Origin of the sequence: Methanobrevibacter sp. (assembly GCF_015062935.1) — an archaeon.
Taxonomy (GTDB): domain Archaea; phylum Methanobacteriota; class Methanobacteria; order Methanobacteriales; family Methanobacteriaceae; genus Methanocatella.
Genome location: NZ_SUTM01000015.1, coordinates 1 through 13,796 on the forward strand (window position 1 = coordinate 1; position 13,796 = coordinate 13,796).

The following is a 13,796-nucleotide window of genomic DNA, read 5'->3' on the forward strand; positions in this document are numbered from 1 at the left end:
TTTATCCATTATATATCCACCACATTTTTTGAATTAAAACTATAATGGTTCTTTAATTTTAACATACAAAAATTAAAAACTCACTAATATTAAATTAACAACTTCCCCATATATAAAGAAATAGTAAGAGAGCGTATGAAAAGTATTAATTTTCCAATATTAATATGAAAATCAAAAAGTAATAGTGAATTATAATAATCCCCCATAAATACCTTATAAAAAAAAAGCTTATTTTAAAAAATAACTAATTACATAGACAATTAACAAAAGTACGCCCAACTTTTCGATTCATCCCCGACTTGCAGAAGTCGAGGTATTCTCGAATTTTAAAGATAAAATTTATTTTGCTTTCAGCACCACCCATGTGCCAATAAAAAGTAAACTTATGACCTATTCAACATCAAAACCCTTTTCTATCATGCTGTTTTTAAGAATCTCCATGGCTCTTATCGTATCTTGACCTGAAACCCTCTTAATCATCCGGTTGTTTTCATTAAACCTTCCGACAAAATAATCCTGCTGCTCCTTACTGACAAGGTCAAGTCGAGTATAGTTTGTAAGGCATTCCAGAAGCGCAAAAACTCCACGATTTAAAGCCTTTGCACATGGATGGTTCTTGACGATTTCCACAACATCACTGCTTATGATATAAGCCTCTCCATTTGATGTCACATGGTCTTTAATCGGATCCATTTTTCTAATGTCTGTGACCTCACAAATGATATATGCTTCTGCATTTTTCAATATAGCAATGTCCTCATCATCAGTAAACTCATCAATTTCCAGGTTTCCGATTGTTGAATTTACAAAATTTATAGGATCAAAAGTAATATTTACAACATATTTCCGGGTTTCCATAATGTTTTTCAGGGTTTTGGTACCGACAAAAAGCCTGCATCCAAGCTTGTCTTTGCCTTTGCATACAATTCCTATTGGAGCTGCATTTTTTACACCGTCTTTGCTCATGGTAGTGTAAATTCCTTCATATTTCTGTCCTTCTTCAATTCCAATATCTGTCAAATCCATAGCCATTTTATCATCCATACTAATTTACATTTTCAATATTACTATCTATTCTTAATCTAATTAAAAATTATTGTAAAAAATTCTTTGATAAATTGATATTTATTAAACTACCTATTATTTGTCGAAAGTGGGTGAAAATATATTAACCATATTATTTATAAGAAAATATGAAATCATTGAAAAATTTAATAAAAAAAGTCAGATTAATGTCTTATTGCAGAGAATAACTCTCTACAATATCCCATTTAGACATTAAAATAATTCGATTTGCATCTCTACATGGGTTTACTTTAAAAGAAACCCTCTTGTATAACCATATTTGCATGACATTATATAAACTTAACTATTTTTTAAAAAGGTAATTAAACAGTAGCCATCTCAGAGAAAAGACATCACGAAAACTTAGTTTTCAAGCTTGTCATTGACTTGTTAATATTTAACTACCAGTTAATGAGGCGAAAAAAATGAGCGATTATCTTCTTTTATCAGTGGCACCGATTAATGATTTAATAATTGATAGGATATTAAACCAATAGGTTCCAATTATGAAGATAACTAACTCCATCGTTTTCACCTCCTAGAGACACGGAAAGAACACCAACGCAGCAAATGGGAAAAAGCCAAACTGATAAGAAATAAACAATACTTAAAAATACTAAGTTCATGTTTATTCACCTCCTTCCTAATCGAATTGAGGTCTTTACTAAAAATGTATGGTTTAAATCATGTTTAAAGCTTGTTGAAGCCCATTTGAAAAATTGTAGTCATTAAAACATCCAATATAAAGTTTATGGTAATTTAAAAAGTCTATAAACTGATATTTGTCTGTCTAGGATTTTATTGGGAAAAATGAAGTATCAAAACAAAAACAAAATTAAAAGAAATATTTTTAAAAATAAAAGAATCAAAACACTTAGAACTGCAATAATAAGAATGGATAAGTGCCCAATAAATGCAGATTAATTATGAAAATGTTTATATATGTCCATTTACTTGCATATTAAATGAAAGATTAGAAGGTAAAATCCATTATTTTGGTTTAGCCTGCACGTCATTGTCACCGCTGGTGGCGACTTTCCATGAAATTCTATTTCATAGGTCAATTAGTTGGCTGCAGGTTCTTCAGTCTTCATATTTTCTAGTTTTAATGTTTTTTAAAGACTTCAATGACATTCTTATTTTTAATCAAATCAATGAAATCAGAGTTATTGTGTTCTAAACTTTGAAAGATTGACCATACCAGCAAATCCGCTATTTGCACTCCTTTTTCTTTAATAGAATTTGCATGAGTTATATTAATTGGATAATTATTTGGATTATTAAGGCTTGATGAAAATCTTTCATTGAAAATGCGGATATCTTCATGCTTACTTTTTGATCTGTCCACAATGACTTTTGTTGTTGATGTAATTTTAATTACTCTGATAGTCACTATTAATCCTAACATATAAATCTTCTGAAAAACCGCAAAAAACATCGAATTCTAAATAATGTGATTTAACAAACTCTTCAATATCTTTTAAATTCTTTTTTATTAAATTTTCAAATCTGAATGGATTTTTAGAATTATCATAAAATTCTTTAGCTAATGATTCATCATATATTAATCCCATATATACTGGAGCAAAATATAATTTTTCACCACATACTTTAAACAACCATTTTTGAGAATAATTTTTCACTCCAATGATAATATCTCCAACAAATGATGGCTCATCAAAATTTATTTTATCCTTTTCACCCTTAATATCATAATAACAACCATCGATTTGTTTAGGTAACATTTTCTGAATCGGCAAAGTAAGCCGAATCAAAAGACATTTCAAATATTTTCATACTATTAATTTAATATTAAGTTCATAATATGATTTTGTATGAATTAAAAAGAATTTGTTAATGAAAATATAGTAATTTAAAAATCAAATAACGTTGTCTGTTTTGGCTCAATATATCTTTCTACTTTCGTATCAATTAGATTATCTTCTTCCTTAAGATGTCCTAACAACAATGGCGATTTCTCATCATGCAGTTTTATAACCTTTTTAGGAATGTCAGGTTTCCGGTTGGCATAGCAATATTTGCATTCGCTTAAACAGGAATTATATGCCCCTATGTCTCTTGACGGAATGCAGTGACAGTTTTTTCTAATTCCACTGGCTTTAACGTTTTTATAGACTACACCATGAGCCTGTTCCAATATCTCACTGGAAGTACAACCTGCAGGATGAATACCGTATTTTTCATAGATTTCATTTGTTGCACATGTTTGGGTATACAAGCCATACTTCTCGGATATCTCACCGATTCCCTTCAATAGCCTAACCTTATCCTCTTCACTAAATGGAATTATCTCAGGCATGTTCTCTTCAACTTTCCTGTACATATCAACAAAGCTGAAGATGCATCTGTAAACTATCGGGGATATCCTTTCAGCCATATACTCAAATGTTTCCAAATGTTTTTCAACAGTGTATTTTTCAGTCAGAAGTATCGGATCGTATCTCCAGAGAATTTTGTTGCGACCAACGATATCAGATAATCTCTCCAACGTCTTAATAGATTGATCGATTGATGGAACCTTGGGTTCTATGTCCTTGCCATATGCAGTAATCGTATAGTTGCACAATATATTGTACTTTTCATCAATGCCATCTATATGTTTCAGTATAGGTTGGTAGTTTTTGGAGCAGAAGAGAAGACAATCCACATCTTCAGGCTTTAAGCTTAGCTTATAAACCTGTTCTCTTGCAAATGGATTTCTTGAATATGCATACCCTTCAGCTAGTCTATTCAATAGCCATGGAGTAAAGTAGTTCACTATATCTGTTCTTCCGCCGACATTTATTATCATTTGTATCACTAATATTTTTGGTGACAGTCACATTTCTTATTTGTGTTTTTACCAGCAATTCCAATAAATAATTTCTGTTCAAGACAACAATTTTATTTCTATACATTCACCAAATAATTTATTTTTTATCTGAATATATGTTAAGATTTTATCGTTTGAACGAAATTGCAAAACTTAAATTACCAAGCGGAATAATATTATTATCTGTAGTGAGAGAAAAGTAGTAGATTATTTCTTGATTATTGGCGTAACAGTACTTGCAGCCATGCATGCAGGTGTTGTATGCTCCAATATCCCTTCCGAATATACAGTTGCATTCACGGTTCTGATATTTTCCTTTAGGCAATTTCAAATTATTTCCAATAGCTTTTTCAATCACCTGTTGGGTCATGCATCCTGATGAGTCACATCCGAACTGATCAAGCAGTGTTCCCTCAAGACATGTCCTGATTAGAATATCGTTTTCACGGGCAATTCTTGAAAAATTCTCACCTATAATCAATTGCTCTTCAACAGTTACCTCATCGGCTTCAGGAAAATTCCTTATGACCTTTTTGTATAAATCAATGAAGCTTATTGTGCAGTCATGAGTATAGCCTGCCAAATCTGATGCAATTTCTTCAAACTTGTCAATGTGAAACTCCAAGTCATATTTTTCTGTTATAAAAATAGGATCATATCTCCAGGCTATGGCATTTGTTCCAACATTTTGTGAAATTTTCTTAAATGTTTTGATTACATTTCTATAATTCGGGACATTAACCTCAACATCCCTTCCATAAGGATTTATTGTTAAAAACCAATACTGCTTATAATCTGTGAGCTCATCCAAATGTTTTACAAGAGGCTTTGGATTTTTGGAACAGAAGCACATGCAGTCAACGACTTTTGGATTAATAGGATAACTGTAAATATCATTATTATAGGGATTTTTACTAAAAACAAAACCCTCATCAACCCTGTTCAAAAACCATTTGTGAAAAAAAGCGGGAATATCAGTTCTTGAACCTGTATTAAGAATCATAAAAAAAGAAAAGGTAAAAGAGATTTATAAATCTCTTCCGAAAATGTGTACAGCTGCAGTACCTCCGGTACCACCGATGTTGTGGGTCATACCGATTTCTGCACCGTCCACTTGACGTCCGCCAGCTTCTCCTCTGAGTTGCCATACAACTTCAGCAGCCTGGGCGATACCTGTAGCACCTAATGGGTGTCCACGTGCCTTAAGACCACCTGATGTGTTGATTGGGAAGTCACCATCGATTTCAGTTTGACCTTCTTCGATAGCTATTCCACCTTTACCTTTTTCGGCAAATCCTAAGTCTTCAACAGCTAAAAGACCGTTGATGGAAAAACAGTCGTGAACTTCAGTTAAATCAATATCTTTTACTGTTACTCCTGCCATTTCATAAGCTTTTCTGGAAGCCACTTTTGTAGATTCAATGGTAGTGATATCTTTTCTGTCGTGTAATGTTAATGTTCCAGAAGCCTGTGCAGAAGCCTTTACATAAATTGGAGTATCAGTGTATTTACGGGCATCCTCAGCAGGAACCATTACAATAGCTGCCGCTCCGTCACTTACCGGAGAGCAGTCAAGAAGTGTTAACGGGTCTGCAACCATAGTGGAGTTGATAACCTTATCAACAGTCACTTCAAATGGGAATTGCGCATTTGGGTTTTTGGATGCATTTTTGTGGTTTACAACTGAAAACTGTGCCAGCTGTTCACGGGTAGTACCATATTCATACATGTGTCTTTTTGCAATCATTGCATATAATGACGGGAAAGTAGCTCCCTGCTGTGCTTCCCATTCCTGATCGGATGCAGTGGCAATAGCCGGAGTAGCGTCAACGACATCAGTCATTTTTTCCACACCTGCGGAAATTACAACGTCATGGAAACCTGATGCAACTGCCATGATCCCCTGTCTTAATGCCAGACCACCTGATGCGCAGGCAGCTTCAACTCTTGTAGTAGGTACTGGATTAAGACCTACATGGTCAGAAATAAGTGCTGCAATGTGTTCCTGTTCTACAAATAATCCGGAGGACATATTTCCAACAAACATTGCTTCAATATCTGAACCGTCAATATCAGCGTCAACAATAGCCTTTACACCTGCTTCAGCGATTAAATCCCTAAAGGATTTATCCCATAATTCACCGAATTTTGTTTGTGAAACTCCTATAATAGCAACATCTCTCATATTTAAGCCCCCTTACATTTTAATTTTGCCTTTGAATTTAGCGTACACAGCATAATCAACATAGGTTTTTTGATCAATTATTTCTTGTGTTTTTGGAGCTAATTCTCTTCTTTCGACTATATCATCTTTAACAGTTATTGTAAATCCGTCACTTCCCGCACCTGAACCGTATGAAATAACGAAAATATTGTCACCAGGTTCTGCAACATCCAGAATATTGGACAATGCCAATGGCACAGCACCGGAGTAAGTGTTTCCAATATTAGGAGTTAAAAGACCTTGTTTGATTTGATCTGATGTGAATCCTAATTTTTTACCTGCCCTGAGGTAGAATTTACCGTTAGGCTGGTGGAAACATGCATAATCATAATCTTCAGGTTTTGTGTCAGTTTCTTCGAAAAGCATTTTTGCTGTACTTAATACATGCTTGAAGTAAGCAGGTTCACCTGTGAAACGTCCACCGTGTGAAGGATAGTCCTGACCTTCTCTTCTGTAAAAATCAGGAGTATCAGTTGTAAAACTGCAGGTATGGTTAATATCTGCTATTGTATTTTCTTTTCCAATAATGTATGCGGCACCACCGGCAGATGCAGTGTATTCTAAAGCATCTCCAGGAGCACCCTGTGATGTATCAGCACCAATAGCCAAACCATATTCTATCATTCCGGATTCAACAAGACCCATTGTCATTTGAATACCTGCGGTTCCTGCCTTACATGCAAATTCCAAATCAGCAGCAGTCAGCTTTGGAGTTGCGCAAACCGCTTCAGCTACAATGGAAGCAGTCGGTTTTACTGCATAAGGATGTGATTCGGAACCAACATAAACGGCACCGATTTTACTTGGATCAATTTGAGCTCTTGCTAGTGCATATCTAGCAGCAGTTACTGCAATAGTAGCAGTGTCTTCATCAGCAGAAGGTACGGATTTTTCATTAACCACCAATCCGTTTGATAAAGCTACAGGGTCATCTCCCCATACCTTTGCTATTTCTTCTACTTTAATTCTATAAGATGGTACATGTGCACCATATCCTACTATTCCTACCATTAAATCACCTTAAATAATAATCTTAAAAGACATTAAAATTTAATTTAATTATAAATATTATATTTTTATTATTATATAAAATTAACTAAAAAATAGCTATTTTTTAAACAAAAAAAGAATTTTAAAAAAAGTAATGTATTTTAGATGCAGTTGCCGGGATTCGAACCCGGGTTGTAGGCTTGGAAGGCCCAAGTAATAACCAGACTATACCACAACTGCATAATAATTATAAAAAATGCGGCGTCCGGGATTTGAACCCGGGTCTCTAACGTGGCAGGCTAGAGTCTTAACCAGGCTGGACTAACACCGCATGAAAACTAACAACAAATAAACTTATGTTTTAATGATATATAAAGGTTTGCATTATTTTCAACTTTTTTAAAATTGATGGATTAAAAAGACAATATTGATGAGTAAACTCACCAACAATCATGTTCAGATTTTACGTGCAGTAACGCAAATCCAATCATTTTCATCATCAATATAAGCCTTGAAATCCTTAAAGCCGGTTTTTTCCAAAGACTCCTTCAATACTTCTTCAGAATAGATTTTCATGTCCAAAAGTTCCACCAGATCATCGTATTTTTCCATTTCACCTTCACGGTAAACAGCTTCATTGCAGAAAAATACAAGACCGTCTTTTTTAAGAACCCGGTTAACTTCTTTCAGGTCGTTTATGAAATCAGGCCAGAAATATATTGTTTCAAATCCTGTTACAATGTCAAATGTCTCGTCATAAAAAGGCATGTTTGAAACGGATGCCTGCAGTACATTTACGATTCCCTTGTCAATAGATTCCTTGTTTAGTTCAATGGACTTTTCAACGCTTACCTCAGAGTAGTCTATACCTACAACTCTTCCGTTTTCTGAAATCTGTGCTGCAAATCTTTCGATGTTTCTTCCACCGCCACATCCGATGTCGAGGATTTTGCTGTCCTCGGCCACTTCAAAATGGCTCACTCCCCACTGCGCCATGGATTCGTGGGATTGGTTCATCCTGTCAAGTATCTGATGGCCAAGCTCGCCGACCGGTTTTCTTGCATTTTTAATAAGTTCCTTATCTTCAATATGATGACCTGTATTAACCTTATCGTTATCACTCATAGTATCACTTCTTCATTCCTTTACGGGTTTTTATTGCCTGACCTGTTTCAAACTGTTCAATTTCACAGGCTCCCAGGAGGGATTTACCGTAAGCAAGCAATTTATCATCTTCATCAACAATCAGCACTTCATCCTTTGCCCTGATGTTTTCATCGCATTCCACTACGAATTTACAGAATACGCTTTTGCCGTCAAGCGCAAACGGTACTGAGTCTTCATTTACAACAACCCTGTTTTGAGGATATGGCATTGCTGAGTGAAGCCTTTTTGCACCTTCTTTTGACAGGATTAAATAAGAATCAGAGGCTCTCATATTAACAATTAATGTTTTTCCATCATAGATATGTCTGATTTTACCTGTCTTTTTACTTTTTTCTATGTTGATGTTGCCTTTAAAGAGCGCTTCACCTGCTCCAATACCGAACTGGTAGTCTGCAATGGCTTTAACTTTTTTAACGTCATCCTTCTGGTACCTGACATCACCGCCATACATTTCGCCTTCGGATAAATCCATGTCAAGGTCTCCGGCAACTCTCTTATGTATGAGAACCTGGTCATAATATTCAATGAACTCACTTACAAAGTCCTCTATAAACTCCATACTGTCCACATCACGTGTTTTTGGAGCATCGCTTTGGCTTAACGGATAAACTTCATCAATTTCTAAAGGTATCAGACCGAATGGAATGTCCAGCACCATGAAATCTGTATCGTCAAAGTCAATTTCATGGTCATCCCCGTAGGCATAGAAGTCTCCAAGTTTTCCTGAAATGAATTTTGAGTAAGGTTTTTTGGAGGAAGGCAGTATTATCAGGTCTCGTTTTTTAGGCATTTGACGTAATTTCTGAATGTGTCTTAAAACTTCAGACCTTCCGAGGGATTCCGGACCTGTATAGAAAAAGGCGGACTTTTTGCTTCTAGGGTCATATTTTTCCAAATCTTCACTGTAGTTTGAAAGATGTCTTACAGCTTCAAGAAGTGCAGGGTGTGCTCTGCATCTTTCCTCAACAAGTTCCATAAGGTTTCCGTCATAGATTGCCTGTCTGATTAATCTAAGTTCTGCAAAGGATACGTGGAGATTGTGTTGAGCTATAAGGTCCCTTCTCTGTTTTTTAGGCATTGCCCTTAAATCATCCGGAGTGTATTTGGTGCACACTTCACATGAACACGGCATTTCCTGGAGGTTTTCAAGCTTGAATGTTCCCCTGGTTGATAAAAGCCTGTCGTCTTCAGCATAGAGAATGTAAGCCGCTGAATCGAAAAGGTCGCATCCCATTGCAACGCACAGTGCAAATATCATAGGGTGGCCTGCTCCCATAAGGTGGCGTGGAACGGTATCTGACAGTTCCTTCATTGAGTTCATTACAACATCAACAAGGTCCTTATAGTGATATGACTCCATGAGAGGCACTACTGCACCTATTGGATATAAATCGGCATCAAGAGCAGACAATTCTTTTGCGCATTCACGTCTCAAGTCAAGAAAAGTGGATCCCTGAACGACGGAGTTTAAAAGCATTTCAATGTTGTTTTCCTTTTTGAATGCTACTGCTTCCTTTGCCCTTTCGATTGTGATTTTTAAATCCTCTTCAGCCTTTTCACGGTCTACAAAAGGTGCTGTCGGAATGTCCAGGCTTGTTCCGATATCTGTCTGGATAAGTTCCTGAAACTCAAGGACTTCCTTGTTTGTTATTTCAACATCACCGTAAACTGACAGCTGAAAAGAACCTGAATCTGTCATTATCGGACCGTCAAAGTGTATAAGTTCATGAAGTCCCTTTTCCACAGCCTCTTTTTTCAGCTCATCATCCTTGTAAATCAGATATGCGTTTGTTATTACAATATCTGCACCGTATTTGGCAACATCGATTGCCTGTTTTCTAGGATGAATAACCGGCATTAATGCAGGAGTCTTTACATCACCATGTTTTGTTTTTAAAACTCCTACACGCCCCATATTATCTTTAGCTTTAATTTCAAACATTTGTTTAACCTTACTTATTTTTAATTAAAAAGAATAATTTTAAAAAATTAGAGTGTTTTTATTGTTTAAATAAAGTTTAATTTAGAAATTATATAAATTTTGCTTTGTGAAAAATTAGAAGTTGCATTTAAGATTTATTAGAAATAAGATTCAAAAATTAAACTTGATAAAATGAGTTACGAAAATAATGCAAGGGTAATTAATGACGATATTTTTGATTTAGTCAATGAATGTTTTAGTCAGGAAAAAAGTAGTCGAAATATTGAAGGAAGAGTTAATTTTTTTGATACTTACAACGATTATTTTGTTTTAACAGATGATGGATCTTATTCAATTAATTCAAAAGAAATAAATCATAAAATTGAAACACTTCATACATCTACAGGTGCAATAAGTGAGTCATTTGAGAAATTTATCAAACCGATGAAGTTCAACTATGATGAAGACATTGCCATTCTCGACATCTGCGCAGGACTTGGATACAATTCATCAGCCGCAATAGCTGATTTTATCGAAAACTCCATTGATTCATCACTGACAATCGATATGGTTGAAATATCAAAGGCAACACTTGCATGCGGACTTCTGGTTCCATCACCAATCAAGGAACATGACATAACCAAAAAAGCTATTGAAGATGAACTTATTGCTCAGGATTATGCAACATTAAGTGTGGAAAAAACAGAAATTCCATCAAACATCACCGTCAACGTGTTCATCGAGGATGCAAGACAGACCGTCCAAAATCTTGAGGATAATACTTATGACGCAATATTTCTAGATCCATTCAGCCAGAACATGGCGCCCGAATTATTTTCACTTGAGTTTTTCAGGGAATTTAGAAGAGTAATAAAAGATGACGGCATTGTTGCAACATACACCTCAGCAGCACCTATAAGAGCCGCATTTATAGAATCCGATTTTTATATCGGCCAGGGTCCTATTTTTGGAAGAAAACAGGGAGGAACTCTTGCAAGTCCAAATCCATTAATGCTTGACACATCACTTCCTAAAAATGACGAGATAAGAATTGCACTGTCTGATGTGGGAATACCTTTCAGGGACCCAAACCTAAATGACGAAAGCGACACTATTTTAGAAAGAAGAACTGAAGAGCGCCACAACGCACGCCACAGCACAAAAATTTCATCAGCAGTTAAAACCCCAATATTTCTAGGAGATGAAATGGAAGATGAAAAGCTGAAAAGGCGTGTGGAGAGAAACCTTGCAAAAATGAATATACCATCAACCACATCAAAAGAAGCATTCTACATTATAGAATGTGAAAAAAATTATTCAAAAAACCAAAATGAAAAAAACAATTCAAGAAACAGAATTCTTGAAATGAAAGAAAGATTAGAAAAAGTTAAGACAGGAAAGTTATGAAGCTACATACTTTCCGCTTTTTAAGGTATACGCATCGTCTTTGGTACATGAAGCGGTAGGTGTTATTACAGTCAAGTCACCACCAGATCCTCCATGATTATGTCCGAATACAGACCAGTCACTGTCACAGTTTGCACAGACAATAATACCTTCTGCACTACTGCCTTCACCGTTTCCGGTTGCAGGGAAAGTTCCCCAGTTAGTGTATTCGTTGCCTGCAAAGAAAATACTCCAGTAAAGTTCATGACTTCCGCAGTATGGACATGTTCTGTCAAATTCAGTTACATAAAATGTATAACCGTATTTGCTGTATTCTCCGGATGCTGAAGCCCTACCTATTGCCAATAGGGAATATCCGTCTTCAGAAACACCATACTTATTGTATGATTTTCCGATATTGGATTCATAAACAGTGATTGTAGTAGTTTTTGTATAACCAGTACTCAAATCTTTAGATACCACTTTATATGTACCTGCAGGAAGATTGAATGTTATGCTGGCCGCACCATATGCATTAGTCTTGACTGTTTTATTTTCTCCGTTAAGAGTAATCTGCATGTTGGTGTTTTTAGCAACATCACCGTTCTGCTTAAGGAGGGTTACAGTATATTTTGAAGTCTTGTTTGAAGGTGCCACCATGTTGCTGGCTTTAATAGAAGCCAGTTTAACTGTAATCTTAGTACCAATACTTGATTTTGTGTACGGATCATATGATTCAAATGTATATGTTCCCTTGGCCAATTTGAAACTGACACTGGCCACACCATCGGCATTGGTTTTTGCAACCTTCTTTACACCTTTGATATATACATAAACCTTAGCGTTTTTAACTAATTTCTCGTTTTTATAAAGTTTTACTTTGAATGTGGAAGTCTTATCGGAAAATACAGACATCTTACTTGCAGTCATAGTAGGTGAAATCTTGATAGTGTTTGTTTTCTTCTCACCTGTCTGAGGATTTATAGAATAAATCTTGAATGTTGACGGGTATGAAATAACACTTAACTTAGCAACACCTTTTGAATTTGTTTTGACCTTGAATGTGTCCCCATGACATTTGAATGTTACATACTTTTTGGAAAGCAGTTTTCCGTTGGTTCCGTAGAATGTTGCGGAAAATACCTTTGAACTCAAATAACGTTTATTGAGATTGCTTGAAATCACTGATGTCTTTACAGTAATCTTGTTTGAAATCTTATATCCTTTAGGATGAACCGCATAAATGGTATAGGTTCCAACTTTCAAAGTAATTTCAATGCTAGCCACTCCTTTTGTATTGGTCTTTTTAGTGTAGGTCTTTCCATTCAAAATAAATTTAACGTTGGTATTTTTAAGTGGAGTTCCATCACTATTTAAGAATGTAGCGGAGTATTTGGTGGTACTTTTATAGGTTTTTGTTATGTCCTTTCCGGATACGACAGATAAAACCTTAACAGTTCCATTGGAAGATACATTTTCATAGGATGCTGAAAATTTATAAGTTCCTGCATTCAAATTCAAAGGAATAGAAACCTTACCAGTGTCATCGGTATTTTGAATGTAGTTTACTCCATTGACATTTACAGATATGGAAACATTTTCTACAGGATTATTGTTATTTGAAAAAACAATATCATAAGTTCCTCCACTGTAGTATTTTCCAGTATTCTGACCAGTTAAAACATAATTATCGTTAGAATCAGCAGCTAACACATCCTCACTCTCGGATATGTTTAAAACACTACCCGATGGAGGTTCTTCATCAACTTCTCCAGCGATAATGTCATCGGTTGAGTTTGCATCAACTGCTGCGACTGCAGACAGTGACAACATAAACACCAGAGTAATTAAAACTAAACTAAATTTTTTATTAAACATACGTTAACTCCATTTAACATTTGTTCGTAATATTTCTTATTACACTTTTTCTATAAAAAGCTTTTGTTTTTCAAAAAAAGCACAAATAGGCCTAATTTACAATAAATAAAGTTAAATAATCTTAAAAATAGTATAAATACATTAAAGTAATTGAAATTATTAACAAAAGACAATATTCAATTGAAAATGAAATTTTTATAATTACCAATAGTTAAGAAAACATTAAGAAACATCATGCCTTTAACATGATAGATGAACAGCTGAAATTTAAAGGTTTTCAATAAATTTAATAGTAGAGCACAATATTGGAAAAATTAATGTTTAAATATCCC

At 35.0% G+C, this 13,796-nt stretch carries 12 protein-coding genes and 2 tRNA genes; 1 reads left to right on the forward strand and 13 read right to left on the reverse strand.

Going from position 1 to position 13,796, the window contains the following annotated elements; all coding sequences use genetic code 11:
* Positions 1-390: 390 nt before the first annotated feature.
* The 12 genes from E7Z81_RS07900 to tgtA form a co-directional block, all read right to left on the reverse strand.
* Complete coding sequence (locus E7Z81_RS07900) at positions 391-1,044, reverse strand: DUF447 domain-containing protein (protein ID WP_292746073.1); 654 nt, start codon at positions 1,042-1,044, stop codon at positions 391-393.
* Between the two features lie 1,126 nt (positions 1,045-2,170).
* On the reverse strand, positions 2,171-2,473 hold the full coding sequence (locus E7Z81_RS07905) for a DUF3800 domain-containing protein (RefSeq protein WP_292746075.1): 303 nt from the start codon (positions 2,471-2,473) through the stop codon (positions 2,171-2,173).
* Positions 2,439-2,825: a hypothetical protein gene (locus E7Z81_RS07910; protein ID WP_292746077.1), complete on the reverse strand. Its 387-nt coding sequence runs from the start codon at positions 2,823-2,825 to the stop codon at positions 2,439-2,441. The genes E7Z81_RS07905 and E7Z81_RS07910 overlap by 35 nt, the downstream gene beginning before the upstream one ends.
* Before the next feature lie 113 nt (positions 2,826-2,938).
* A complete protein-coding gene (locus tag E7Z81_RS07915) occupies positions 2,939-3,877 on the reverse strand; it encodes a DUF1848 domain-containing protein (RefSeq protein ID WP_292746079.1) in 939 nt (312 codons plus the stop codon).
* Positions 3,813-3,983, reverse strand: coding sequence for a hypothetical protein (locus tag E7Z81_RS07920; RefSeq protein ID WP_292746185.1), 171 nt, complete (start codon positions 3,981-3,983; stop codon positions 3,813-3,815). The genes E7Z81_RS07915 and E7Z81_RS07920 overlap by 65 nt, the downstream gene beginning before the upstream one ends.
* A gap of 42 nt (positions 3,984-4,025) precedes the next feature.
* On the reverse strand, positions 4,026-4,901 hold the full coding sequence (locus E7Z81_RS07925; RefSeq protein WP_292746081.1) for a DUF1848 domain-containing protein: 876 nt from the start codon (positions 4,899-4,901) through the stop codon (positions 4,026-4,028).
* 24 nt (positions 4,902-4,925) lie between these two features.
* Positions 4,926-6,083 carry a thiolase domain-containing protein gene (locus E7Z81_RS07930; RefSeq protein ID WP_292746083.1) on the reverse strand — a complete coding sequence of 386 codons (1,158 nt, stop codon included), beginning with the start codon at positions 6,081-6,083 and terminating at the stop codon, positions 4,926-4,928.
* Positions 6,084-6,095: 12 nt separating this feature from the next.
* On the reverse strand, positions 6,096-7,133 hold the full coding sequence (locus E7Z81_RS07935; RefSeq protein WP_292746085.1) for a hydroxymethylglutaryl-CoA synthase: 1,038 nt from the start codon (positions 7,131-7,133) through the stop codon (positions 6,096-6,098).
* A 145-nt stretch (positions 7,134-7,278) separates the two neighbouring features.
* Positions 7,279-7,352, reverse strand: a tRNA-Gly gene (locus E7Z81_RS07940).
* A 17-nt stretch (positions 7,353-7,369) separates the two neighbouring features.
* Positions 7,370-7,443: transfer RNA gene (locus E7Z81_RS07945), tRNA-Gly, on the reverse strand.
* A 125-nt stretch (positions 7,444-7,568) separates the two neighbouring features.
* Complete coding sequence (locus tag E7Z81_RS07950; protein WP_292746087.1) at positions 7,569-8,237, reverse strand: class I SAM-dependent methyltransferase; 669 nt, start codon at positions 8,235-8,237, stop codon at positions 7,569-7,571.
* Between the two features lie 4 nt (positions 8,238-8,241).
* Positions 8,242-10,221, reverse strand: a complete 1,980-nt coding sequence (tgtA, locus tag E7Z81_RS07955; protein ID WP_292746089.1) for a tRNA guanosine(15) transglycosylase TgtA — start codon at positions 10,219-10,221, stop codon at positions 8,242-8,244.
* Between the two features lie 171 nt (positions 10,222-10,392).
* Between tgtA and E7Z81_RS07960 the strand changes: the two genes are divergently transcribed.
* Positions 10,393-11,607, forward strand: coding sequence for an MnmC family methyltransferase (locus E7Z81_RS07960; protein ID WP_292746091.1), 1,215 nt, complete (start codon positions 10,393-10,395; stop codon positions 11,605-11,607).
* Here E7Z81_RS07960 and E7Z81_RS07965 read toward each other — a convergent pair.
* Positions 11,602-13,464, reverse strand: coding sequence for a hypothetical protein (locus tag E7Z81_RS07965; RefSeq protein WP_292746093.1), 1,863 nt, complete (start codon positions 13,462-13,464; stop codon positions 11,602-11,604). The genes E7Z81_RS07960 and E7Z81_RS07965 overlap by 6 nt on opposite strands.
* Positions 13,465-13,796: the final 332 nt, after the last annotated feature.

What these genes read in the sequence shown, in the direction of transcription:
- E7Z81_RS07900 (WP_292746073.1), bottom strand. Translation starts at nt 1,044, where the DNA reads ATGGATGATAAAATGGCTATGGATTTGACAGATATTGGAATTGAAGAA.
- E7Z81_RS07905 (WP_292746075.1), bottom strand. Translation starts at nt 2,473, where the DNA reads ATGTTAGGATTAATAGTGACTATCAGAGTAATTAAAATTACATCAACA.
- E7Z81_RS07915 (WP_292746079.1), bottom strand. Translation starts at nt 3,877, where the DNA reads ATGATAATAAATGTCGGCGGAAGAACAGATATAGTGAACTACTTTACT.
- E7Z81_RS07920 (WP_292746185.1), bottom strand. Translation starts at nt 3,983, where the DNA reads ATGTATAGAAATAAAATTGTTGTCTTGAACAGAAATTATTTATTGGAA.
- E7Z81_RS07925 (WP_292746081.1), bottom strand. Translation starts at nt 4,901, where the DNA reads ATGATTCTTAATACAGGTTCAAGAACTGATATTCCCGCTTTTTTTCAC.
- E7Z81_RS07930 (WP_292746083.1), bottom strand. Translation starts at nt 6,083, where the DNA reads ATGAGAGATGTTGCTATTATAGGAGTTTCACAAACAAAATTCGGTGAA.
- E7Z81_RS07935 (WP_292746085.1), bottom strand. Translation starts at nt 7,133, where the DNA reads ATGGTAGGAATAGTAGGATATGGTGCACATGTACCATCTTATAGAATT.
- E7Z81_RS07950 (WP_292746087.1), bottom strand. Translation starts at nt 8,237, where the DNA reads ATGAGTGATAACGATAAGGTTAATACAGGTCATCATATTGAAGATAAG.
- tgtA (WP_292746089.1), bottom strand. Translation starts at nt 10,221, where the DNA reads ATGTTTGAAATTAAAGCTAAAGATAATATGGGGCGTGTAGGAGTTTTA.
- E7Z81_RS07960 (WP_292746091.1), top strand. Translation starts at nt 10,393, where the DNA reads ATGAGTTACGAAAATAATGCAAGGGTAATTAATGACGATATTTTTGAT.
- E7Z81_RS07965 (WP_292746093.1), bottom strand. Translation starts at nt 13,464, where the DNA reads ATGTTTAATAAAAAATTTAGTTTAGTTTTAATTACTCTGGTGTTTATG.